The sequence below is a fragment of the Mesorhizobium sp. M1E.F.Ca.ET.045.02.1.1 genome, from assembly GCF_003952485.1.
Lineage (GTDB): Bacteria > Pseudomonadota > Alphaproteobacteria > Rhizobiales > Rhizobiaceae > Mesorhizobium.
The window spans coordinates 7,043,847-7,066,914 of sequence record NZ_CP034447.1 but is presented as its reverse complement, the minus strand read 5'-3'; the positions used below and the strand labels follow the sequence as shown (position 1 = coordinate 7,066,914).

At 64.9% G+C, this 23,068-nt stretch carries 18 protein-coding genes; 2 read left to right on the top strand and 16 right to left on the bottom strand.

All coding sequences use genetic code 11. The features are described from left to right. Positions 1–7: 7 nt before the first annotated feature. The 5 genes from EJ070_RS34635 to EJ070_RS34615 all read right to left on the bottom strand — a co-directional run bounded on the left by EJ070_RS34635 (position 8) and on the right by EJ070_RS34615 (position 6,454). Positions 8–595 carry a hypothetical protein gene (locus tag EJ070_RS34635; protein ID WP_126095359.1) on the bottom strand — a complete coding sequence of 196 codons (588 nt, stop codon included), beginning with the start codon at positions 593–595 and terminating at the stop codon, positions 8–10. 68 nt (positions 596–663) lie between these two features. After that, positions 664–2,148 (bottom strand): FGGY family carbohydrate kinase, encoded by a 1,485-nt coding sequence (locus tag EJ070_RS34630; protein ID WP_126095358.1) that lies wholly within the window; start codon positions 2,146–2,148, stop codon positions 664–666. A 123-nt stretch (positions 2,149–2,271) separates the two neighbouring features. Next, positions 2,272–3,594 carry a homoserine dehydrogenase gene (locus EJ070_RS34625; RefSeq protein WP_126095357.1) on the bottom strand — a complete coding sequence of 441 codons (1,323 nt, stop codon included), beginning with the start codon at positions 3,592–3,594 and terminating at the stop codon, positions 2,272–2,274. 311 nt (positions 3,595–3,905) lie between these two features. Then, entirely contained in the window at positions 3,906–4,796 is an 891-nt protein-coding gene (locus EJ070_RS34620) for a DUF427 domain-containing protein (RefSeq protein ID WP_126095356.1), read from the bottom strand. 2 nt (positions 4,797–4,798) lie between these two features. Next, positions 4,799–6,454 (bottom strand): ABC transporter substrate-binding protein, encoded by a 1,656-nt coding sequence (locus EJ070_RS34615; RefSeq protein WP_126095355.1) that lies wholly within the window; start codon positions 6,452–6,454, stop codon positions 4,799–4,801. A gap of 126 nt (positions 6,455–6,580) precedes the next feature. Between EJ070_RS34615 and EJ070_RS34610 the strand changes: the two genes are divergently transcribed. After that, positions 6,581–7,489: a LysR family transcriptional regulator gene (locus EJ070_RS34610; protein ID WP_126095354.1), complete on the top strand. Its 909-nt coding sequence runs from the start codon at positions 6,581–6,583 to the stop codon at positions 7,487–7,489. 6 nt (positions 7,490–7,495) lie between these two features. On the opposite strand, the gene EJ070_RS34605 is transcribed toward EJ070_RS34610, so the two are convergent. From EJ070_RS34605 to EJ070_RS34570, 8 genes are all read right to left on the bottom strand, one after another. Beyond that, complete coding sequence (locus EJ070_RS34605; RefSeq protein ID WP_245464767.1) at positions 7,496–9,517, bottom strand: ABC transporter ATP-binding protein; 2,022 nt, start codon at positions 9,515–9,517, stop codon at positions 7,496–7,498. Next, positions 9,510–10,394 (bottom strand): ABC transporter permease, encoded by an 885-nt coding sequence (locus EJ070_RS34600; RefSeq protein ID WP_126095352.1) that lies wholly within the window; start codon positions 10,392–10,394, stop codon positions 9,510–9,512. The genes EJ070_RS34605 and EJ070_RS34600 overlap by 8 nt, the downstream gene beginning before the upstream one ends. Continuing rightward, positions 10,391–11,344, bottom strand: coding sequence for an ABC transporter permease (locus EJ070_RS34595; protein ID WP_126095351.1), 954 nt, complete (start codon positions 11,342–11,344; stop codon positions 10,391–10,393). The genes EJ070_RS34600 and EJ070_RS34595 overlap by 4 nt, the downstream gene beginning before the upstream one ends. Positions 11,345–11,414: 70 nt before the next feature. Then, positions 11,415–13,079 (bottom strand): ABC transporter substrate-binding protein, encoded by a 1,665-nt coding sequence (locus EJ070_RS34590; RefSeq protein WP_126095350.1) that lies wholly within the window; start codon positions 13,077–13,079, stop codon positions 11,415–11,417. A 262-nt stretch (positions 13,080–13,341) separates the two neighbouring features. Further along, complete coding sequence (locus tag EJ070_RS34585) at positions 13,342–14,526, bottom strand: mandelate racemase/muconate lactonizing enzyme family protein (RefSeq protein ID WP_126095349.1); 1,185 nt, start codon at positions 14,524–14,526, stop codon at positions 13,342–13,344. 1 nt (position 14,527) lies between these two features. Further along, positions 14,528–15,631 (bottom strand): mandelate racemase/muconate lactonizing enzyme family protein, encoded by a 1,104-nt coding sequence (locus EJ070_RS34580; RefSeq protein WP_126095348.1) that lies wholly within the window; start codon positions 15,629–15,631, stop codon positions 14,528–14,530. 29 nt (positions 15,632–15,660) lie between these two features. Beyond that, entirely contained in the window at positions 15,661–16,353 is a 693-nt protein-coding gene (locus EJ070_RS34575; protein ID WP_126095347.1) for a GntR family transcriptional regulator, read from the bottom strand. A gap of 92 nt (positions 16,354–16,445) precedes the next feature. Continuing rightward, entirely contained in the window at positions 16,446–17,237 is a 792-nt protein-coding gene (locus tag EJ070_RS34570) for a 2OG-Fe(II) oxygenase (protein WP_245464766.1), read from the bottom strand. A gap of 101 nt (positions 17,238–17,338) precedes the next feature. Between EJ070_RS34570 and EJ070_RS34565 the strand changes: the two genes are divergently transcribed. Next, positions 17,339–18,277: a LysR substrate-binding domain-containing protein gene (locus EJ070_RS34565; RefSeq protein ID WP_126095346.1), complete on the top strand. Its 939-nt coding sequence runs from the start codon at positions 17,339–17,341 to the stop codon at positions 18,275–18,277. Positions 18,278–18,286: 9 nt separating this feature from the next. Here the strand turns inward: EJ070_RS34565 and EJ070_RS34560 are convergent, their stop codons facing one another. Genes EJ070_RS34560 through EJ070_RS34550 form a run of 3 tightly spaced genes read right to left on the bottom strand, consistent with a single transcriptional unit; the run spans position 18,287 to position 22,907 of the window. Then, positions 18,287–19,441 (bottom strand): efflux RND transporter periplasmic adaptor subunit, encoded by a 1,155-nt coding sequence (locus EJ070_RS34560; protein ID WP_126095345.1) that lies wholly within the window; start codon positions 19,439–19,441, stop codon positions 18,287–18,289. Positions 19,442–19,476: 35 nt separating this feature from the next. Beyond that, positions 19,477–22,677, bottom strand: coding sequence for a multidrug efflux RND transporter permease subunit (locus EJ070_RS34555; RefSeq protein ID WP_126095344.1), 3,201 nt, complete (start codon positions 22,675–22,677; stop codon positions 19,477–19,479). After that, entirely contained in the window at positions 22,671–22,907 is a 237-nt protein-coding gene (locus EJ070_RS34550) for a hypothetical protein (protein ID WP_126095343.1), read from the bottom strand. Before EJ070_RS34550 ends, EJ070_RS34555 begins: the two co-directional genes overlap by 7 nt. Positions 22,908–23,068 lie beyond the last annotated feature (161 nt).

Below are 23,068 nucleotides of genomic sequence, written 5' to 3'. Positions count from 1 at the left end.
CACTGGATCAGAAGCTGCAGATCTTGGGTCGCTTCTCGTAGGACCAGTTCTTCAGCGGCACCGGCTTGAACCTACCCTTGACCGGCTTGCCGGCTTCCAGGTCTCTGGAAGCCGTGGCCTTGCCGGTGAGGTAGTTGATGTCGCAATCACCGATCGTCGTCTCGACGGTTCCGTCTGATTTCTGGATGCCCCAGTCCCAATAGCGGCTGTAGCCGCCGACCAGGAACTTGCCCTGGCGATGGACGATGGTCAGTGTGTCTTCCGTCGATTTGCTGGCGCCGCAACCGAAGCAGGAGGTGATCGCCAGCGATCCCTTGCCCTTGCTTTCGAGATCGAGGATCCGGTCCTCGGTCAGCGCCTTCCGCACGAAATCGGGTTTTCGCGAGGGATCTAGCTTCTCCCCGGCCGTCGCCAGATAGATGTAGAGGTCGGCCGGGCCGTCGTCCTGCACTACCACGGCACGGTCCATCGTGCCGTCCTGGTCGATGTCGAGCGTGAGCTCGAATGCCGGCCTGTCGCCGGCAAGCGCCGGCGCCGGCATTGCCGCCAGGGTGGCAATCAAGGGCAAGGCAGCATGATGAAAAACTGTCTTCATGAGCAATTATCCGCAGCGCCAGGCAACTTAGCATCGGCCGGAGCGCACGCATATGGCGTTGATCACATTCAGGCCGAGCCTAGTCGCGCGTGGATGTCGCGTGTCGCGTGATAAAGGTCGCGGTAGATTTCCTTGCGGGCGCGATAGGTCGGTACCAGCGCCTCGATGGGAACGATCTGCCTTGCCGGTTCCGCAGCCATCGCTTTTGCCGCGTCCTCCGGCGAAGCGAACCAGCCGATTGCCGAGGCCGCGAGCATGGCTGCGCCAAGCGCGGCCGCCTCGTTGACCGGCGAGACGAAGAGCGGCCGCTCGAGCACGCTCGCCATGATCTGCATCAGCAGCGTCGAATTGGTGCCGCCGCCGGCCGCGATCATCGCGCCGGCCTTGCCGGTCTGCTCCTCCATCGCGTCGGTGGCGATCGCCTGTTCCAGCGCGATGCCTTCCAGCACTGCGCGGAAGAGATGCTTTGGTTCGTGATCGAGCGACAGGCCGACGATGGCGCCGCGCGCCGCGCCGTCCCAGTATGGGCTCATGACGCCGGCCCAATAAGGCATGACGAGCAGGCCGTCGCTGCCGGAGGCAACAGTCATCGCCCCCTTTTCGAGCACGGCGGCCGAAGGCGAGCCGGTGGTGCGCACGATCCAGTCGACCAGCTGCATGCCGGAGCGCAGCACGGTTTCCAGCATGAAGCCGGAGCCGGTCGGCGAGACCAGCGTGCGGAATGCATCCGATGTCGTGACCGTGCCGGAATAGTTTCCGCTGACGACGCCCGAGCCCAACGAGAGATAGCTCTTGCCGGGACCGTAGACGCCCATGCCGAGGCCCATCGCCTGGCCGTCGCCGGATCCGGCCACGACCGGCGTGCCGGCCTTCAGGCCTGTCGTCGCCGCGATGTGTTCCGACAGCGTGCCACAAATTTCGCCGGGGGCTGTGAGCTTCGGCAGTTGCTCCGTCCGCAAGCCTGCCGCCTCGACAAGCCGCGGATGCCATGCACCATGCGCTATGTCGAGCAGGCCGAGCGGATCGGCGCTCGCCGTGCTGGTGACGAGGCGCCCCGTGAGCCGGTGGACGAAGAAGGCATGCACGTCGACCAGCGCTGCCGCATCGGCGAGCGCCTGCGGCTTATGCTCCATCAGCCAGGCCAAGGCGTAGAGCGCCGGCGTCGGGTCCGGCGGCTTGCCGCTCCAGTCGCGGATCGCCTCGCGGCCAAGTTCTTCTGAAAGCCGCGCCACCTGGAGGCGGGCGCGCTCGTCCAGCCACAGGATGGCGGGGATGAGCGGCTTGCCGTTCCGGTCGATCAGCGTGAAGCTCTCGCGCTGGTGGGCTATTGCGATCGCCTTGACGCGAGGCGCATCGATCTTGTCGGCAACCTGTCTCAGCGCCGACAGCAGCGCCGTCCACCAATGCTCGGCGTCCTGCTCGAAATGGCCCGGCGCCGGATTGGACAGCGGATAGGTTTCGCGTGCCTGGAAGAGTTCCGTGCCGTCCCGCGCGAAAGCGATCGCCTTCACGGCCGTCGTCGAGGCGTCGATCCCGATTACGACATCGTCCATCAGCCGAGGATCCGCAAGGTTAATGCATGTCGCGCAAAAGTATGCAGCGGTTTTGCGAAAACGGCATGCATGAAAACAAAGACCTAAAGCGCGTCGCCTGGATCCGTTTCAGCGCGACGCGCTTTAGGCCGCGTTGGTAACGAACCGCCCGTCCGACTGGTCGAGACGACGGCGGATCTGGGTTATCACCATCGAATCGTCGGGTACACAATTTTCATAGGTCAGGAAGTCGCCGGCTTTGATCGGCTTCACCACCTTGGCGCGTTCTGCAAGCCCGATCGGCAACACGCCCTTGGCGCGCGCGTCTTCCCAGGTCATGGCGAAGCCGCGATAGTCGTTCTCGCCGATCATGCCCAGCGACTGTCCGGTTCCGAGATTGGTCTTGGCGACCGCCACCGCTTCGGCCACCGGATGGTCGAGCGGCTCCATGTCGGCGCGCTTGTAGACCACGGCGCGCGCCGCCGACAGCGGTACTTCGAGGCTGGTGAGGTGATAGGGGCGGAAGATCGTGAAATAGGGGCCTTTGCCGACCTTGAGGTCGATCATGCGCTCCAGCACGCGAGGGTGCTTCGTCTCGATGATGCAGAACACGCCGGGCGCGACGCCCTTGCCGATCGAATAGTCGACCGCGCCCTTGCGGTGCAGCACGCCGCCGTCCTCGCGCGGGCAGAGCACGCTGGCCAGTTCCTCCAGCGTCGCCGTCGGGCCATGCATGCCGGGCACGTCGGGCACCAGGCCGGTGGCGTTGGCGATCGCCACCATCTCGATCGCCGTCTTCGAGCCGTCGACGAACTCGACCAGCATGCGAGCATTCATGTTGCGCTCGGCCGCTTCCTTCTCGTAGTCGGCGGGCACCGCGTCGATGTTGAGCGGATTGTTCTTGCCCTTGCCGGCGGCGACTATTGTGAAGCCGAGGCTTTTGGCGAAGCCGATGATCTCCAGCGTGCAGGCGGGCTCGTCGCCGGCCGCACCGGTGTAGACGACGCCGGCCTTGCGCGCCTCTTCCTTGAGGAAACGGCCGATGGTGATGTCGGCCTCGACATTGAGCATGACGATATGCTTGCCGTTCTTCATCACTTCGAGCGCGAACAGCGTGCCGATATTGGGATTGCCGGTGGCATCGATGATGACGTCGATGCGGCCGGCGGCGGCGAGCGCATGAAGGTCCTCGGTGACTGCGATCTTGCCGGCCTCGATGGCGCGGTCGATGGCCGCGGCATTGGGCGCCTGCACGATGTCGGAACGGTCATGGCCGGCAAGAAGCGCCGCATCGATTGCCGCCTGCGGCCTGACTTCGGAAATAGCGCCGATGCGCATGCCCGGCATGAGTGCTACCTGGACGACGATATCCGTTCCCATCTGCCCGGCGCCGGCCAGACCGATGGTGATCGGCCCTTGTTTCTCAGCGCGCTGCAGGAGTTCCGCTGCGAATTGCGGATGGGACATGTCGCTTCCTCCACTCATTGGCGCGCCGCCGCGCCGCGATCACCGGTTGAACATTCCTATTTCTATTTGAAAAATATTTCAACCGGCATTTCGGCGGTTGCTACGGGATTTCGAGTGAGATGGAGTGCGCTGGCGGCGGCCACAGCAAGCAATCAACCACCGAGGCGTGCAAGATCGAGGCGGTAAAGTTTTTACGCTGGCGGAACAGCACCCCCCCTCTGTCCTACCGGACAGAGGGGGGTGCTGTGAAGGAACGCCACGAAGACGGTTTTCATTTTGCGCCCTCGCGTTCCTAGCCCAATGGGGACCGCTCAGAAATACCCGTCGGATGCCGCCGTCGCTTCCTTTGGAATCTCCACGCCGTCGACCAGTATCCTGTCGACCAGCTCGTGATGAAAACACACCAGCCCCTTGATGCGCTCGGCCTCATGCACGGGTTCGGGATAATACCAGACCAGGTTCTCGTGCCGCTTCTTAGGTGTGGTCACATGGTAGTAGTTGGAGATGCCCTTGTAGGGGCAGCGCGAGATGTAGCGGCTAGGCGTAAACATATCGAGCCGCGTGTCCGAAATCGGCAGATAGTGGCGCACCGGATGACCGGTCTCGAAAAGGAAAACGCCGCGCCGTGAATCGGCGACTTGCTCGCCGTCGAGGATCACCTGCACGCGCCGCGACGAAGGCAGGCAGTCGACGCGCCGGAACGGATCGCGGGCATGGACGAAGATCTCCTCGTCCTCCTCCCACCAATGCGTCATCTTCGGCCAGTAGAAGGATATGTAGTCCGCGATCGGCGGGCATCCCTTGACGGGGTCGAGATAGCGCCAGGCGCCATCCTCGACCAGCGTGATGCCGGTGTTCAGCGAATAATGCGTGGCCACGCCCTTGAACGGGTCTTCCGTCGTCGTCCGGCTCGGCAGCAGGAACTCCTCGCGCACGTCGCTCATCGGGAAGTAATAGACCGGCAGATGGTCGCTCTCGTAGAACACCAGCGCCTTGGTGGTGTCGGCGACGATCATCGGCCCGACCTGCACGCGCAGCCGCTTGGGCGAGGGCATGGTGAAGGCGACATAGCCGGGCTCGAACTCATATTGCACGATATTGTCGAGCAGCGGGAAATGCGGCCCGCGGCCGCGCAAATGAGGCTTGCGAATGGTAGTCGTCCTTTTTTCGTCGTTGGCAGCCAGGGCCTTGCGCGCGACCATGATCAACCTATCGATACCCGGTCGAGCAGCAGCCCGGCGGCGATCGGCGGCAGGCCGCTGACATTCTTGCGCACCGGCACCAAAAGGTCCGGGAAGTAGCTGAAGATCACCGGCGTCTCGTCGAGCAGCAGCTTTTGGATGTCCGACGCCGCCTTGCGCTGCGTGTCGAGGTCGAGCGCCTTGAGATAGCCGGTCACCAGCCCGTCATAGGCCGTATTCTTGAAATGCGCCGCATTCCACGGACCGTCGCTGACCAACGGGCTTTTCAGGAAGACGTTCGGCACGCTGCGATGCGCGTAGTCGGTGATGCCGAGCGGGCTGTCCAGCCAGTCCGACTGGCCGAACACCGCCTTGCCGTAATATTTGTCCTGGTCCTCGATGTTGAGCGAGATACGGGCGCCGATCTCCTTGGCGAAGTTCTGGAAGAGCTGCGCGTATCCGGGAATGTCGGAATAGAGCAGCGTCGTCAGCGTCATGTCGAAGCCGCTGGCAAGGCCCGCTGCTTCCATCAGCTGCTTGGCCTTGGCGATGTCCTGCGTGCGCTGCGCCACCGACTTGTCGGTCGCGGGGAAAGCCGGCGCGAACGGGCTGTCATTGCCGGTCGCCGCCATGCCGCGGCAGAGCCCGTCGACCAGCTTCGAGCGGTCGATGCACAGCGCCAGCGCCTGGCGCACGCGCTTGTCGGTGAAGGGCGCCATGTCGCAGCGCATATGGAACTGGCGATGCGCGGTGGAGGCGACGCGCAGCACCGTGATGTCCGGATTGCCGAGCACCACCTGGCTGACGTCGAGCGGGATGGCGTCGAGCACGTCGACCTCGCCCGCCTGCAGCGCCAGGATGCGCGGCTGCACGTCACCGTAGAATTTGAACTCCAGCCGGTCGGGCAGCGCCTTCTCGCCCCAATAGTCGGGATTGCGCACGAAGCTCGCGCCGACTTTCGGCGTGTAGCTTTCGAGCCGGAACGGCCCGGTGCCCTCGAAGGTCTTCTCGTAATCGCCCTTGTAGCTCGCCGGCAGGATGACGGCGTTGTAATTGTCGATCGACACCGAATAAGGGAAGCTGCCGTTCGGCGCGTCGAGATGGAACTCGACGGTGTGGTCGTCGACCTTGCGCGTGCCGCCCTTCGACAGCAGCCCCTTGAATACCGACAGCGCGTTGGAGGCGCCGCTCGGATCGGCGAGGCGGTCGAAGGTCGCCACCACGTCGTCGGCCTTGAAGTCCTCGCCATTGTGGAATTTCACGCCCTTGCGCAGCTTGAAGGTCCACACACTTCCGTCGGCATTGGGCGACCAGCTCTCGGCCAGCACCGGCTTCAGCGTCAGGTCGGGCTGCGTCACGCACAGGAATTCGGCCGTCTGGAAGACGAGCTGGTAGCTGCCGCTGTCATAGAAGGTGACCGGGTCGATGGCGCCGCCGGGCACGGCGACGCCTGCACGCACCGTGCCGCCCGGCTTGCCCTCGGCGCGCGCTTCTGGAGCGCCAAGGCCGATCGCCGAGACGATGCCGCCGAGGAATGGCAGCGAAAGGCCGAGCACGCTGCCATGGCGCAGGAATTCGCGCCGGCCGATCCTGCCGGCGAGCAATTCGTCGACAGCGGAATTTTCGATTGCGCTAAGATTTCTGCGAGCGGCATCGATCGTCCTGAAATGCTTCGGCATGGCTGCATTCCTTGGCTGGCGTGGAGGTTCTGCCATCTAGTTCATTGTTGACCACGGCCGAAAAGCGATATTTTTTGATGAGGGCCATCGGAATCTTCGATTGCCGCCGAGCCGGGGGCGAAAGCCATGGACACCGAGAATCTGCGCAGTTTCCTCGAGGTCGCGGAGCATGGCAGCTTCACCGTCGCCGCCCATCGGCTGAACCTCGCCCAGTCCACCGTCAGCGCGCGCATTCGCGGCCTCGAAGAGCAGTTGGGACGCAAGCTCTTCGTTCGCGACAGCGACGGCGTCACGCTGACGCCGGCCGGCCGGCAGTTCCTGCCGCACGCTGCGACGATCACCCGGACCTGGGAGCAATCGCGTCAGGACATCGCCGTTCCCGATGGCTACGAGACGCTGCTGAGGCTCACCGCGCCAGCCTATCTCTGGGACAGCATCACCTCGCCCTGGATCGACTGGATGCGGGCGAGGCGGCCAAACGTGGCGCTTCGCCTCGAAGGGAGTTTTCCCGATCTGGCGATCGACCAGATGGCCGAAGGCCTGCTCGACATCTGCATCCTCTATCTGCCCAAGCCGCATCCCGGCATCGTCTATGAGACATTGGCCGTCGATCAGGTGGTCCTCGTCCAGCATACGGCGCAAGCCGGATCGTGGACGCAGAACTACATACTGATGGACTGGGGGCTGGAGTTCCGCGTCGAGCATGACCGCGCCTTTGCCGGCATGGTGAAGCCTGCGATCTCCGCCGGGCTGGTGTTCATCGGCCTGCAGCATGTGCTGTCGCAACGGGCGGCCGCCTATCTGCCGCTGAGCGCCGTCAGCGGTCACATCGAGCGCGGCGAGTTGCGGCGCGTCGAGGACGCGCCGGTGTTCCAGCGGCCGATTTATCTAGCCTATCCGGAGAACCCGGCCTCTTCCGATGCCCTCGACATCGCCTTGACGGGCCTGCGCACGCTCGCCAGGAACCTGTCGGGCGATCAAGCTTTCGCGGAAAGCGACCGCGCCTTCAGCATGGCAGGCGCGGCGGCATTCTGACGGCGATCACGCCGGCTCCACGGCCGTGGGCTTCTGCAGCCTTGCCAATTCCTCAAAAGGAATATGGCAGCGGATCGTGTGCCCGGGCTCGGCCTCGATGAGCTCCGGCTCCTGCGTCTCGCAAATCGCGCCGATCTTGCGCGGGCATCTCGTGTGGAAGACGCAGCCCGTCGGCGGGTTGGCGGCGCTCGGTATCTCGCCGTCGAGGCGGATGCGCGCGCTCTCGGTCCGGTCGAGTTTCGGCACGGCCGACAGAAGCGCTTCCGTATAGGGATGGTGCGGGCCGGAAAAGACCGCTTCCGACGGCCCGAACTCCATGATGCGGCCGAGATAGAGCACGGCGATCTTGTCGGAGAGATAGCGCACCACGCCGAGGTCGTGCGAAATGAAGATGTAGCTGACGTCCTGCTTCGACTGCAGGTCCGCCAGGAGGTTGAGGATCGCCGCCTGCACCGACACGTCGAGCGCCGAGGTCGGCTCGTCGCAGACGACGATGCGTGGCTCGCCGGCGAAGGCGCGCGCGATCGCCACGCGCTGCTTCAGCCCGCCCGACAGCTGGCGCGGCTTGACCGCGAGATGCCGGTCGGTGAGCCGCACCGAGCGGACGAGCTCTTCCAGCCGCGTGTCCAGCGCCTTGCCGGTCAGCCCGCCCAGCCGCTTCAAGGCGCGGCTCAGGATATGCCGGATCGAATGCGAGCGGTTGAGCGCCGAATCCGGATTCTGGAAGACGATCTGCACCGCCTTGACCTGATCCTCGGTGCGGTTGGCAAGCCGTGGCGCGAGCTCTCTGCCCTCGAGCTCGATGCTGCCGCCTTCGTCCGGCGGTACGAGGCCGAGCAGCAGCCTGGCGAAGGTCGTCTTGCCGCTGCCGGATTCGCCGACCAGACCGAGCGTCTCGCCGGGCCTCAGGCTGACCGAGACGTCCTTCACCGCCCTCAGCGGCCGGCCGTGGCTGGCATAGGTCTTGTTCAGCCCCTCGACCTGCAGCACCGGCGGTGCCTGCTTGGGTGCTGCGGCGGGGATCTCGGCTGGTGTCGCGCGCGGCAGCGACTGCGCCTTGTCATGATAGTGGCAGCGCGACAGTCGGCCTTCCCCCAGGTCGTAGAGCGGCGGCGGCTCGCTGCGGCAGCGCTCCGTCGCCAGGGCGCAGCGATCGGCGAAGGCGCAGCCGGTGATGTTGGCGCCGATGCCGGGCAGGAATCCGGGGATGGTGTCCAGGCGGCCCTGGTCCTTGCGCTGGCCGCCGCGCGGCAGGCAACGCATCAGCGCCACCGTGTAGGGATGGCGCGGATCGTTGAAGACGTCCTTGGTCGAGCCTTCCTCGACCAGCATGCCGGCGTAGAGCACGCCGACACGGTCGCACATCTTCGAGACGACGGCGAGGTTGTGGCTGATGAACAGGATCGAGGCCGAGAGCTCGCGCCGCAATTGCGCGATCAGGTCGAGCACTTCGGCTTCCACCGTCGCGTCGAGACCCGTCGTCGGCTCGTCGAGGATCAGCATCGACGGATCGTTGGCCAAGGCCATGGCGATCGCCACGCGCTGCTGCATGCCGCCGGAAAGCTGGTGCGGGTAGCGCTGCATGACACTTGCCGGATCGGAGATGCGCACCCGGTTCAGCATGGCAATGGCCTTGTCGCTCGCCGCCTGTCCAGTGACACCGGCGAGCTCAAAGATCTCGGTCAGCTGGCGGCCGATGCGCAGCGACGGGTTCAGCGCCTTGCCGGGGTCCTGATAGACCATCGACACGCTTTCCGCCCGCGCCCGCCGCAGCGCTTCGCCATCGAGCTTCATCACGTCCTGGCCGTCGAGCGCGATCGAGCCGCCGGTGATCGAGCCATTGCGCGGCAGGTAGCGGACCACAGCGAGCGCCGCCGTCGACTTGCCGCAGCCGGATTCGCCGACGAGCCCGTAGGCCTCGCCGCGGCCGATGGTGAGGTTGACATTGCGCAGCACCGCCCGGTTGCGGCCGCCGACACGGTAGGCGACGGAGAGATCTCTGAGCTCGAGTGCGTTCTTGTCAGTCATTGAACGCTCCATGGACGCCGTCGGCCACCAGATTGACGCCGATAACCAGGGAGGCGATGGCCAGGGCATCGAACAGCACCGTCCACCAGAAGCCGCCGCCGATCATGCCGTAATTGCTGGAGATGCTTAGACCCCAGTCGGGGGAGGGCGGCTGGATGCCGAAGCCCATGAACGAGAGCGTGGCGACGGCGAAGATCGCGTAGCCGAGACGTACCGTCGTCTCGACCAGGATCGGCGGGATGACATTGGGCAGGATCTCGACGAACATCGTATGCAGCGCGCCTTCGTGGCGCAGCTTTGCCGCCGCGACATAGTCGAGTTCGCGTTCAGCAAGCACCGCCGAGCGCACCGTGCGGGCGATGATCGGCGCGAAGCTCAGGCCGATGACGACGATGACGGTGATCTTCGACGTGCCGAGCGCGACGATGGCGAGCAGCGCGATGATCACCACCGGGATCGCCATGAAGGCCTCGAGAACGCGGCTGATCACGTCGTCGACGATGCCGCGGAAATAGCCGATGAGGAGGCCGAGTGCGGTGCCGGCGACGGTCGCGAGCAACGTGGCTAAAGGCGCCACCGTCAGGATGTCACGCGAGCCGACGATGACGCGCGAGAAGACGTCGCGGCCGATCTGGTCGGTGCCGAACCAGTGCTCGGCCGACGGTGGTGCAAGGGCGTTGATGATGTCGTCGGCGAGTGGGTCGTAAGGCACGAAATGCTCGCCGAACAGCGCGCAGATGATCCAGAACAGGACGATGCCGAGCCCGGTCAGGAACGTTCCTGACCGCAACAGCGAGTGCAACACCTCGCCCCAGGGACCGCGCCGCGTCGCGGCGTCGGGTGTGGGCAGGTTCGCGGGAGTATCTGTCACGCTCATTGCTCTGCTCCCAGCCGGATGCGCGGGTTGAGCACGGAATAGAGGAAGTCGGCGACGAGGGTCGCCACCGCATAGACGATGCCGATGGTGAGGATGCCGGCCTCGAGCATCGGGAAATCCTTGCCGCGTGCCGCGGTGAAGATCAGCGAGCCGATGCCCTGGTAGCGGAACAGCGTCTCGATCACGACCAGGCCGCCGATCAGGTAGCCGGTCTGCGTGGCGATGACGGTGATGGTCGGCAACAGCGCGTTGCGCAGCACATGCCGCCAGATCACCGTGCGCCACGGCAGGCCCTTGAGCACGGCGGTGCGAGTATAGTCGGAATCGAGCGCCTCGATCATGCCGGATCGCGCCATCCGGGCGATATAGCCGAACAGCACCAAAAACAGCGGCAGCGACGGCAGGATGAGATAGTAGAGCTGGGTGAAGAAGCCGGCGCCCTTCGGCCAGGAAGCGGCGATCGGCAGCCAGCGCAGCCACACGCCGAAGATCAGGATCAGGATGATGCCGGTGACGAATTCCGGCAGCACCGTCACCGACAGGCCGCCGAGGCTGATGATGCGGTCGAGCGGCCGGTTGAGGTTGAGCGCGGCGATGACGCCGCCGAGGATGCCGATCGGCACCACCAGCACGAAAGCGACCAGCGCCAGCTTCATCGAATTGCCCAAAGCGTCGATGACGAAGGGCGCGACCGGCGCGCGGAAAATGTAGGACGTGCCCATGTCGCCATGCAGGAAGTTCCAGATCCAGGTTCCGTACTGGACGAGCAGCGGGCGATCGACGCCGAGCGAATGGTTGAGCGCGTCGACGGCGCGCTCATCGGCGAATGGCCCCAATATGGCGCGCCCGACATTGCCGGGCAGCACCTGGCCGCCGAGGAACACCATGACGCTGAGCAGGAACAGCGTAATGAGCGACAGGCCGAGGCGCCGGACGAGGAAGGCGAGGATGGCGAATACTCCTATTGGAGCCGGCTCTCCGCGGAGAGCCGGCTGTCAGGGATAAGCTTGTTCGCTGTCGTCAGGCCTTCGATGCCTTTTCCAGGAACAGCTGCGACATGGCGGTGGGCTGCACGCCCGTCACGCCCTTCGCCGTCGCAGTCAGGTAGTCGTAGAAATAGCCGAAGATCACCGGCGTTTCCTCGAGCAGCAGCTTCTGGATCTTGCCGGCGCTGGCCTTCTGCGCCTCGAGGTCGAGGGCCGCGATATAGCTGGTCGCCAGCTGGTCGTAGTCCTTGTTCTTGAAGTGGGCGGCATTCCAGGTGCCGTCGCTCTTCAGCGGCGCCGCGAGATAGACGTTCGGCACGCCGCGATGGCCGTAGTCGGTGATGCCCATCACCGAGTCCAGCCAGTTCGACTTGCCGAACACCGCATCGCCGTAATAGGCGCCCTGGTCGAGGATGTTGAGCTCGAGCTCGATGCCGATCTCCTTGACCCAATTCTGGATGAGCTGGGCGTATTCGGGGATTTCCAGATAGCGCTCGGTCGTCAGCGTTACCTTGAAGCCCTTGCCGGCGCCGGCCGCTTCCATCAGCTGCTTGGCCTGCGCGATGTCCTGCTCGCGCTGCGGCACGCTGGTGTCGGTCGACGGATAGGCGCTCGCAAACGGGCTGTCGTTGCCTTCCTGGGCGCGGCCCTTCATCAGGCCGGCGACCAGCTTCTTGCGGTCGATGCTGAGCGCGATTGCCCGGCGCACCCGCGGATCCTTGAACGGGTCGGAATCGCAGCGCAGGTGCAACTGCTGGTGCGCCACCGACTTCAGGCTGATGATGTCGACATTCGGATCGTTGAGCAGACCGACGCCGGCCAGCACCGGCATCTGGTTGATGATGTCGATCTGGCCGCCCTGCAGCGCCAGGATCTGCGGCTGGATGTCGGTGAAGAAGGTGAACTCGGTGCGTTCCGGCAAGGCCTTTTCGCCCCAGTAGTCCTCGTTGCGCACGAAAGAGGCGCCGACCTTCGGCGTGTACTTCTCCAGCTTGAACGGCCCGGTGCCGTCGAAGCTCTTTTCGTAGTCGCCCTTGTAGCTCGCCGGGATGATGACGGCGTTGTAGTTGTCGGACGACACCATGTAAGGGAAGTTGCCGTTCGGCGCGTCGAGGTGGAATTCAACCGTGTAGTCGTCGACCTTCTTGGTGTTGCCCTTCTGCAGGATGCCGCTGAACACCGACAGCGCGTTGGACGAGTTGGCGGGATCGGCGAGGCGGTCGATGCTGGCCACCACGTCTTCGGCCTTCATCTCGCCGCCCGAGTGGAATTTCACGCCCTTGCGCAGTGTGAAGGTCCACACCGTGCCGTCGGCGTTCGGCTTCCAGCTTTCCGCCAGCGCCGGCTTCAGCACCAGGTCCGGGCCGTCGATGCAGAGGAATTCAGCCACCTGCTGCATCACCAGCAGGCCGCCGGCGTCCGCGATTGTGACCGGGTCGATCGCTGCGGCCGGCACGCTGCTGCCGACGCGGATGGTGGCGCCCGGCGTCGCTTGAGCGCGGGCAAGCGAGGGCGCGGCGCCAAAACCGGCGGCCATGCCGATGCGGCCGAGAAGCGGCAGCGACAGGCCGAGCAGGCTGCCGTGGCGCACGAATTCGCGGCGGCTGACGCGGCCGTCGATAAGGCCATCGATGAGGTGGTTTTCGAGCGGCGTGCGGTTGCGCCGGATGAGATCGAGAATGCGGTAGTTCTTGCTCATGGGTCTGAACCCTTTCCCCAGTTCTTGTGGTTGGCGAGTGCGTTCCAGTTGACGGTTCCGTGGAGTTCTCCTGTCCCGGCCATCGTCAAGAATTTCTGTCGATCGAACTGTAGCATGCAGGTTGATCCGGTCCATCCGCTCCTTGAGGGGGGAAGGTCAGATTTTCTTGATGCATGCCTTGTCCGGTCTCGCGGTCCGATCGAAATCGCGGCCGCTTCTTCTACTCGGTCTGTCGCCTCCTTTCCTTTGACGGTCTCCTGGTTCAGTTCAGCGGCAGCCGGCGATAGGTGCCGGGCTTCGCCGGGTCGTGATACTTGTTGCAGGGCCCGTTCTCGACGAAGTCGCGATGGCAGGCAGCGAGCCTGTCGCAAGACAGCGTTACGCCGAGGCCATAGCCTTCCGGCACCGGCACGGTGTTGTTCTTCGGCGCGAACGGCCCTTCCTCGATCACGTCCATCGGCTGCATGCGGAACAACGACTGGTTGGGCTCTCTGATCCAGCCGAGTGCTGAGCAAAGATGCAGGTAGCAGGCGCTGCCGATGCCGGTGTCGCCGCTGTAGCACCAGTAATCGATGCCGGAATGCTCGCAGGCGCCGATGAAGCGCAGCATGCGGACGATGCCGCCATGTGCTGTCGGATTGCCGACAAACGCGTCCGGCACTTTGAGATCCATGGCGCGCGCGATGTCGATATTGTGGGTCGAGAACGGGATCGACGTGTGGCGCCGCAGCTCGCGCATTTCCTCGATGGTTGCGACCGGATCCTCCCAGTTGCGCACGCCGAGGTCTTCCAGCGGCCTCGCCAGCTGCCTGGCGGTGGCGAGCGAATAGGCCTGGTTGGAATCGATGCGGATCATCGCATCGTCGCCGAGCTTGTCGCGGATCAGCTCGACCATCTTTAGCGAGACTTTCGGATCCTGCGTCGAGAACTTGCCCTCGAAGAAGGTCGTGCCGTGGCGCTCGTGGAGTTCGACGCAGTAATCTGCGACCGCTTCCGGCGTCTTCTCGCCCTTCACCTTCGACCCGTCGCCGCGCAGCGAGAAATAATCGGTGAAGGGGATATCCTTGCGCACCGCGCCCCCGAGCAACTGGTAGAGCGGCTGCTTCCAGGCCTTGCCGCGCAGGTCCCACAGCGCCATTTCGATGGCGCCGAAGGCCATGATGCGGATGCGGTCGTTGATCGACTGCACGCCGGTCCAGAAGGGCAGGCAGACTTGCTCCGCGCCGGCGATGTCGAAGGCGTCACGGCCGGCGAGCCTGGGTGCCAGCACATCGTCGATGACGGCAGCGGCCGCCGGCGTCGGTGCCTCGCCGAGACCGACAAGCCCGTCCTCCGTCTCGACCTCGACGATGGTGGGCGAGAAGCCGTCGAGCTCGCCGAACACCCAGACGTAGGGCGCTTCGAGCCTGTAGTTGATCGGCGTTGCCCTGACGCGCCTGATCTTCATCTCAGCCGATCTCGAAGAAAGGCTTGCCGAGCAGGTCCGGCACGACATCGATGCCGAGGCCGGGTCCATCGGGAATGCCCATGCGGCTGCCCGTCACGGGCGGCTTGTTGGAGGCGGTGCGCACCGTCACCCATTCGTGGAAGGCGATCGCATGCAGCCGGCGCTCCTCCGGCGTCGACAGCGACAGATGCGCCATGGCGGCGGTGTCGATCTCGGCGCCGCCGGTATCCTCGACCGTGATCATGAAGCCGAGATCGACCGCAACGTCACGGATCTGGCGGGTCTGCGTCACGCCGCCCAGCCGCGAGATCTTCAGCGTCAGCCCGTCGGCCGCGCCGCGGCGATGGATTTCCAGCATCTCCTGCAGCGAGGTAACGGACTCATCCAGCACCATCGGCTTGTCGAGCATGCGGCGCACCGACATGTTCTCCTCGATCGTCGTGCAGGGCTGCTCGAACGTGTAGTCGATGCCGCGTGTTGCGTCGGCGAACTGGCGCGCCTGGTAAGGCGTCCAGCCGGCATTGGCGTCGCAGAAGATCACCGTGCCCTTCGGCACGGCCGCGGCCACCGCGGTGACGCGCTCGATGTCGTCGCGCACATTGCCGCCGACCTTGACCTGCAGCCGGTGGTAGCCTTCGGCGACGATCTTCTTGGCAAGTGCCGCCATCTGGTCGACCGTGCCGTGGGTGACGACCCTGTAGAGCTCCGCCGTCTCGCTCTCGCGGCCGCCAAGCATCGTCACCAGCGGCACGTCGGCGGCACAGGCGGCGAGATCCCAGCACGCCATGTCGAGCGCGGCCTTGATGTAGGGATGGCCCTTGAACACCGTGTCCATCAGCCTGCCGATGCCGGCAAGCCCGCGCGGGTCGTGGCCGATGAGATGCGGCGCGATTTCCGGCACGCCCGCACGCGTTCCCGCCGGAAACGCGGCCGAGTAGAAATTGCCGAGCGGCGCCATCTCGCCCCAGCCGGTCACACCTGTGTCGGAAGTGATGGCGACGATCACCGCGTCGAAACAGTCGGCGACCCGCCCCTTCGACATGCGGTAGGGCCCGTCCACGAAGGGCTGCACGACATGGTAGGCTTTTATGCTCTTTATCTTCACGTTGGTGTCCGTTGTCAGCGAGGGAATGGTCAGGCGCCCTTCGACCCACGCTTTTCAAGGCCGCGCGCGTAGGCAAGCAGCTCTTCGAAATCGAGGTCGATATGCTCGCGCGCGTGGCGCTGGGCGGCGCGCATGTCCGAGCCCTTGAGCAGCGCCACATAAGTCTCGTGCACGTCTTCTGCCGGCACCGGCTCGTTGCGGGCCCGCTGATGCAGGGCGAAATACATTTGCAGGCGACTGGTCAGCCGCTGCCAGGTCTCGAGCAGCACCGAATTGTCGGCCCATTCGTAGATCAGCCCATGCAGTTGTAGCGCCGTCTCGATCTGGCGCGTGGTGTCGAGCGCGCGCGTCGCCGCTTTGACCGTTTCATGGCGGCGGTCGAGCTCGTCGAAGAAGCGCTGGTCGCGCAGCGGCCAGGCGAGCTCGATGGCGAACTCGTCGAGCACCTTGTTGAGCGAATAGACGTCGATGATGTCCTTGGCGGCGACGTCGATGACGAAAGTTCCGGCATAGGGGATGCTGGTCAGGATGCCTTCCTGCACCAGCTCGCGCATCGCCTCGCGCAGCGGCGCGCGGCTCACCCGCATCTGCTCGGAAATCCTGAGCTCGTTGAGCTTTTGCCCAGGCTCCAACTGGCCGGTCAGGATGGCGCGCCTGAGCAGGGCGACGATCTCCGCCCTGCGCGTCGTATCCGCGATCGGACTGAAATCCAGTTTCGCCATGCGTCCCACTCCGGATGAACCGGCTGCAAGACAATCAGATTGTCGACAATCTAACAAGGGGCAATTTGCGAATTCAGGATTTTCATCGATGCTCAAGCCGCGCGGCCGTAGAAGCCGATGCGCTCCTCCTCGGTGAACATGACGCCGGGGCGCTCGTAGTAGGAAAACACCGCGATCATGCGCTCCCGCTCGCCTTCGACCGTGGTGACGCGATGCGCGGTGTTCTTGCCGCGGAAGACATTCAGCGTACCGGCCTTCATGCGCAGGATCTTCGCTTCCGGATCGCGCCCTTCGAGCAGCCTGGCGACGCCGTCGTAGTTCGGATCGTCGTCCGAACGCAGGTCGGTGCGGTATTCGAGGTCGCCGCCGCGCTCCGGAGCCTGGAGCAGCAGCGTCGTGGTGAATTCCGAGCGGTCGAAGTGCCAGTTCAACGCCTCGCCGGCCCGATAGGCCATGACATTGGCGCGGGCGAGCGGATCCTGCATGACATGCAATTGCGGCTTGTCCATCGTCACCGCCAGGAAACGCACCAGGGGCTCGTATTCGTAGATGGCGAGGACAATGCTGCCGGGAATCTGGTCGGCGCAGACCGTGTGGCTGATCGTCTCGACCTTGCGCAGCGCCGGATGGTCGGGCGAAAGCTCCGGGATCGAGGGCTTGAAGTAGATGTTGTGCATGCGCTTGTGCGTATGCGAGCGCGTATCCATCACCGGCCGGATTTCCGCGACGGCCCTCTCGGCAACGCCCGGGCGCAGGAAGCCTTCCAGGTTGAACATGCCGTTGGCGTTGAGCGCCGCGGTCGATTCCTCCACAAGGCGCTGCCATTCTGGGCTGCCCTCGCGGTCGAGCGGGTAGCGGTCGAGGTCGAGAATGTCTTCGATCATTGTGTCCTCCAAAAATCTGAGGTCACTAGACAGCAAGGAAATCTTTCTCTCAACGCGGAAAATTGTTAGGCTTCCGCAAGAAAAACTTGGTGAAGGCCTATATGGAAAAGCTTCCGCCACTCAACGCGGTCAGGGCGTTCGAGGTCGCCGCCCGCGCCGGCAGCTTCACGCTTGCCGCCACCGAGCTCGGTGTCTCGTCGGCCGCGGTCAGCCAGCAGATTCGCAATCTCGAAGACTGGTTCGGCAAGCAATTGTTCGTGCGCAACGGCAACCGCATCACGCTCACCGATGCCGGCCATGCCATCTATCCGCAGACGGCGCGGGCGCTGGGCGAGATAGCCGCTGTCGGCCGGCGCATGCTGGAAGGCGGCTTGCGGACGCGCCTCGTCGTCAGCGTGCCGTTCTCGCTGGCCGAACTGTGGCTGGCGCCGCGCCTGGCCGTGCTGCTCGACGGCTTCCCGCAGATGGCGATCGATGTCCGCGTCGAGGACGATCCCGTCGACGTCGTGCGCCAGAACATCGACCTGCGCATCAGCTACGGCGACTACCACTATCCGGCGCTGAAAATGGTCCGCCTCGTCCATGACGACGTGCTGCCGGTCGCGTCGCCGGAGTTCTGGCGGCGCCACGGCAACGAGGCCCTCGATCTGTCGAACGCGCATGAGAGCCAGTTCATCCACACCAACTGGGGCCCGAACTACGCCTCGCATCCCACCTGGGCAGACTGGTTCGCGGCAGCGGGCGGCAACCGCGCGCCCGATCCTTCGCACGGTCGCCGCGTCGGCCTCTCCAGCCTGGCGATCGGCGCGGCGAAGCTGGGACTGGGAATCGCCCTGGGACAAAGGGTGATGGCCAGCGCCGACCTGCAAGCTGGACGGCTGATCGCGCTCTCGCCGGTTTCAGTGCGCCTCGGCCAGCCCTATTGCGCCTTCATGCTGCCGGCCAAGGCCGAGCGCGCGGACATTGCGGACTTGGTGGAGCTTCTTAGCAAAACGGCGCCCTCGACGTGGGAGTCGAGGGCGCCGTCGGACCGGGACTGATGGGGGTTATCAGCTGGCCGGTTTCGGTTGCGGCAAGGGAGAAACCGGCATTCCGGGTCCGATCTTCTGCAGATTGCCCGTGATCACCTGGTCGCTCTCGGAGATGCCGGAGGTCACGGAGATCAGGTCGCCGTCGGTCGGCCCGAGCGAGACCAGTTTCTGGTCGACGGTATTGCCCTTGCCGAGGACATAGAGGTATTTGCCGAGCTGGCTGGAGCCCAGCGCCACCTGCGGCACCATCAGCGTGTTGGGCTGTTCCTTCACATGCAGCCGCACGCGGACATATTGGCCTGGCAGCAGCCTGAACTTGGCGTTGCCGATCGTTGCGCGGGCCGTGATCGTGCCGGTCGAATGGTCGATCGTGTTGTCGATGAAGGTGAGCTCACCCTTCTGGCTTGGCTCGGTCTCGCCGGGCAAGAGCACGTCGACCGCGATCGGACCGGCCGCCTTGGCTTGCTCGATCTCAACGAGGTCGGTCTCACTCGGATTGAAGGTGACGTAGATCGGGTCGAGCTGCACCAGCGTGTTGAGCACGGTGCCGGCGACGCTCACCAGCGTGCCGACCGAGGCCTGGTTGCGGCCGATGCGGCCCGGGAAGGGGGCTTTGATTTCCGCATAGCCGAGATTGAGCTCAGCCGTTCGCACTGCCGCCTTGTCGAGAAGCAATGCCGCTTCGGCCCCGCGCAAGGTGCTGGTGCGCTGGTCGAAACTATCCTTGGCAAGATAGCCGCTCTTGGCGAGCTCGCTGCCGCGGCCGAGGTTCGAGCGCGCATAGTCGAGCGTCGCGGTATCGCGCTCGACCTGCGCCTTGGCCTGGTCGAGGGCTGCCTGATAGTCTTCCGGCGCGATCCTGTAGAGCAGGTCGCCCTGCTTGACGTCGCTGCCGTCCGCCGCTGTCTGCTCCTGCAGGTAGCCCGGCACGCGCGCCTGCAGGGTGATGCTGCGGATCGACTCGACGCGCGCCGCGTAGTCGAGATAGATCGGCAGCGTCTTCTTGACGACGTTGACCACCGGCACCGGCATGACGAAGGCCGCCGGTGCAGGTGCTGCGCCCGCCGTGCCGCCGTTGAGGCTCAGATTGCCCATGTCGAGCAGGTGGACGCTGGCCACCGAGATCGCGCCCAGCGCGACGGCCGTTCCCAAAGCGATTTTCCATTTACGCATATTGATCTCCAATCCTATTCGGCCGCCTGGGCGAGCTATTCAGCCGCTTGGGCGAGCGGCTGAGGCGCCGGCTCGGCGGTCGGTTCAATCTCTTGTTGGTGCGGGGCATACTGGCGCCCCGTGGCAGGTTCCTGCTCGCCGCCGCGCTCGCGCAGCTTTTCGATGACCGCGTAGAAGACCGGCACGAAGACCAGCGACAGGATCGTCGCCGCCACCATGCCGCCGAAGACGGTGGTGCCGATCGACTGCCGGCTGGCGGCACCCGCGCCCGTCGCGAACATCAGCGGCAGCACGCCGAGGATGAAGGCGAAAGCCGTCATCAGGATCGGCCGCAGCCTCAGCCGTGCGGCTTCCATCGCCGCCTCGACGATGGTCAGGCCTTCCTCGCGCCGCCGTCGGGCGAACTCGACGATCAGGATGGCGTTCTTCGCCGCCAGGCCGATCAGCATGACGAAGCCGATCTGCGAGTAGACGTCGATCTGCATGCCGCGCAGCAGGAGCACCACGAAAGCCCCGAACAGGGCAAGCGGCACGGCGAGCAGCACCATGAAGGGCATCGCGAAGCTCTCATACTGCGCCGCCAGGATCAGGAAGACGAAGACGATCGCCAGCCCGAAGACAACAGAGGCGATCGAGCCGGCTTTGAGCTCCTGATAGGTGATGCCCGTCCACTCATAGCCGAAGTCCCGCGGCAACACATTCGCCGCCGCCCGCTCCATCGCCGCCACCGCCTGCCCGGACGAGAAGCCCGGAGCCGCGCCGCCATTGATGAGAGCCGAGGCATTGTTGTTGTAATGGGGCACGGTCTCGGGGCCGACGATCGGCACCAGTCTGCCCAGCGTGCTCAGCGGCACCATGCCGCCCGACGCGTTGCGCACGTAGAGGCGCGAGATGTCGGTCGCGTCGGCGCGCGCGTCCTTGTCGGCCTGGATGGTCACACGGAAGGTGCGGCCGAACAGGTTGAAGTCGTTGACGTAGAGCGAGCCGAGATAGATCTGCAGCGTGTTGAACACGTCCGGCAGGCTGAGGCCCAGAAGCTTCGCCTTGCTGCGGTCGAGGTCGTAGTTGAACTGCGGCGTCGAGGTCGAGAAGGACGAGAACAGCTGCTGCGGGTTGAGCTCCGGCTGCTTGCGCGCCTCGGCGATCAGCGCCTGCGTCACTTCGTTGAGCGCGGCGCTGCCGCGGCCCGAAAGATCCTCCACCTGGAACTCGAAGCCGCCGGTGGTGCCGAGGCCCGGGATCGAGGGCGGATCGAAGGACAGCGCGAAGGCTTCCGGCATCTGCAGGAGCTTGCTCCGCACCTGCTCGACCAGCTTCGAGGCGTTCTGCTCAGGCCCGCGCTCGTCCCACGGCTTCAGGATCGCGAATTCGACCGCCGAGTTCGACTGCGCGGCGCTGGTCAGGAAGTTGAGGCCGCTGATCGAGCCGACTATGTCGACGCCGGGCGTGTTCTGCAGGATGTCGCGCGCCTTCTGCGCCACAGCATCGGTGCGCTCCAGCGAGGCGCCGTCCGGCAACTGGATGACGACGAAGAAATAGCCCTGGTCCTCCACGGGAAGGAAGGTCGAGGGCAGTTTCTGCCAGACGAAATAGGTGGCGACCAGGCCGGCCGCGAACAGGCCGAGCATCGCCCAGCGCAGCTTGATCAGGATGCGCACGCCATGGGCATAGGCATGCGACAGCCAGTCGAAGCCGGCGTTGAACCAGCGGAACAGCACGAACTGCGTCTCGCCGCGATGGCGCAGGAACGCTGCGCTCAGCGCCGGGCTGAGCGTCAGCGAGTTGAAGGCCGAGATGCCGACCGAGATGGCCACCGTCAGCGCGAACTGGTTGTAGAGCCGCCCCGACACGCCGGGGATGAAGGCGACGGGAATGAACACCGCCGCCAACACAGCGGTGGTGGCGATGATCGGTCCCGTCACTTCCGCCATCGCCGCGCGCGTCGCGGCCAGCGGCGCGAGGCCGGCTTCGAGCTGTCGCTCGACATTCTCGACGACCACGATGGCGTCGTCGACGACGAGGCCGATCGCCAGCACCATGCCGAGCAGCGAGAGCATGTTGAGCGAGAAGCCCAGCATGTACATGATGGCCAGCGTCGCGATCAGCGAAACGGGGATGGCGATGGTCGGGATGATGGTGGTGCGCCAGCTCTGCAGGAAGATGAACACCACGGCAACGACCAGCACCAGAGCTTCGCCGAGCGTGATCAGCACGTCATGCATCGAGGCCGAAACGAAGCGCGTCGTGTCGTAATGCATGGCGTAGTGGACGCCCTTCGGGAAGCGCGCCGACAACTCCTGCATCTTGTCCTTGACCCGCTGCTGCAGGTCGAGCGCGTTGGAGCCCGGCATCTGGTAGACGGCCAGCACCACGGTCGGATCCTTGCCGAAGAAGGCGGATGAGGAATATTGCAGCGCGCCGAGCTCGATGCGGGCGACGTCGCGCAGCCGCACAAGCGAGCCGTTCGCCGGATCGGCGCGCACGACGATGTCGCCGAATTCCTTCGGGTCGCTGAGGCGACCGACCGCGTTGACCTGCATTTCGAAGGCGGTGCCGGCAGGCGCCGGCGACTGGCCGATCTTGCCGGCCGCCACCTGCACGTTCTGTTCGGCAATGGCATTCTGCACGTCGACGGCGGTGATGCCGAGATTGGCCAATTTGTCCGGATCGAGCCAGACGCGCATCGAATAGCGGCGCTCGCCGAAGATCTGCACGTCGCCGACGCCGGGCAGCCGCTTCAGCGGGTCGACCACCTGCAGATAGGCAAGGTTGCTCAGCGCCACCGGATCGACGGAGCCGTCCGGGGAGGTGAGGTCGACGATCAAGACGAAATTGGGGTTCTGCTTCTTGATCGTCACGCCGCCCTGGTTGACGATGGCCGGCAGGGAGGATGCCGCTTGCGAGACGCGGTTCTGCACGTCGACGGCCGCGGTGCTCAGCGGATAGCCGACATCGAAGGTGATGGTGATGGTCGAGGAGCCGTCATTCGAGCTCGTCGACGACATGTAGGTCATGCCTTGCACGCCATTGATCTGCTGTTCGAGCGGCGTGGTGACCGTATCGGCCACCACCTGCGCGCTGGCGCCCGGATAATGGGCGCTCACCACCACTTGCGGGGGCGTGATGTCGGGAAACTGCGAGACCGGCAGCAGGAAATAGGCGATAGCGCCGGCGAGCACCATGATGATGGCGATCGCCGATGCGAAGATCGGACGGTGGATGAAGAAGTTCACCATGATGCGGATGCCTCGCCGAACGGTTTTGCGAAATGGCGCATGCGCCGGGTCCGGCCGGAGCCGGAGTCCTCCAGGAAGGCTGGCGGGACTTCGCCCGGCGCCTGTTCCGCCGCGCGCGAGCGCAGCATCCGTTCGAAGGCCTTGGGATCGACCCCGTCCGCCTTCATCACCAGCCGGATCATCGGATCCCGGATGGCTTCGTCGATCGTCAGATCTTTGCGCTTCTGCATAGGAGCGGCTCCTTGCTTGCGGTCCGCATCGAATGATCGCGGACCGTTTTTCTCGATTTCACCGGCCGAAGCCGCATGACAGGCAGGTCTTCTGTCCTATCTCGCTCTGGCAGGGCCTATCGGTGGGGGCCTTGTCGTTGACGACGGGCGACATAGGTGTT

Excerpts from the sequence above, each read along its gene's own strand:
- EJ070_RS34635 (WP_126095359.1), bottom strand. The coding sequence starts at position 595 with ATGAAGACAGTTTTTCATCATGCTGCCTTGCCCTTGATTGCCACCCTG.
- EJ070_RS34630 (WP_126095358.1), bottom strand. The coding sequence starts at position 2,148 with ATGGACGATGTCGTAATCGGGATCGACGCCTCGACGACGGCCGTGAAG.
- EJ070_RS34625 (WP_126095357.1), bottom strand. The coding sequence starts at position 3,594 with ATGTCCCATCCGCAATTCGCAGCGGAACTCCTGCAGCGCGCTGAGAAA.
- EJ070_RS34620 (WP_126095356.1), bottom strand. The coding sequence starts at position 4,796 with ATGGTCGCGCGCAAGGCCCTGGCTGCCAACGACGAAAAAAGGACGACT.
- EJ070_RS34615 (WP_126095355.1), bottom strand. The coding sequence starts at position 6,454 with ATGCCGAAGCATTTCAGGACGATCGATGCCGCTCGCAGAAATCTTAGC.
- EJ070_RS34610 (WP_126095354.1), top strand. The coding sequence starts at position 6,581 with ATGGACACCGAGAATCTGCGCAGTTTCCTCGAGGTCGCGGAGCATGGC.
- EJ070_RS34605 (WP_245464767.1), bottom strand. The coding sequence starts at position 9,517 with ATGACTGACAAGAACGCACTCGAGCTCAGAGATCTCTCCGTCGCCTAC.
- EJ070_RS34600 (WP_126095352.1), bottom strand. The coding sequence starts at position 10,394 with ATGAGCGTGACAGATACTCCCGCGAACCTGCCCACACCCGACGCCGCG.
- EJ070_RS34590 (WP_126095350.1), bottom strand. The coding sequence starts at position 13,079 with ATGAGCAAGAACTACCGCATTCTCGATCTCATCCGGCGCAACCGCACG.
- EJ070_RS34585 (WP_126095349.1), bottom strand. The coding sequence starts at position 14,526 with ATGAAGATCAGGCGCGTCAGGGCAACGCCGATCAACTACAGGCTCGAA.
- EJ070_RS34575 (WP_126095347.1), bottom strand. The coding sequence starts at position 16,353 with ATGGCGAAACTGGATTTCAGTCCGATCGCGGATACGACGCGCAGGGCG.
- EJ070_RS34570 (WP_245464766.1), bottom strand. The coding sequence starts at position 17,237 with ATGATCGAAGACATTCTCGACCTCGACCGCTACCCGCTCGACCGCGAG.
- EJ070_RS34565 (WP_126095346.1), top strand. The coding sequence starts at position 17,339 with ATGGAAAAGCTTCCGCCACTCAACGCGGTCAGGGCGTTCGAGGTCGCC.
- EJ070_RS34560 (WP_126095345.1), bottom strand. The coding sequence starts at position 19,441 with ATGCGTAAATGGAAAATCGCTTTGGGAACGGCCGTCGCGCTGGGCGCG.
- EJ070_RS34555 (WP_126095344.1), bottom strand. The coding sequence starts at position 22,677 with ATGGTGAACTTCTTCATCCACCGTCCGATCTTCGCATCGGCGATCGCC.
- EJ070_RS34550 (WP_126095343.1), bottom strand. The coding sequence starts at position 22,907 with ATGCAGAAGCGCAAAGATCTGACGATCGACGAAGCCATCCGGGATCCG.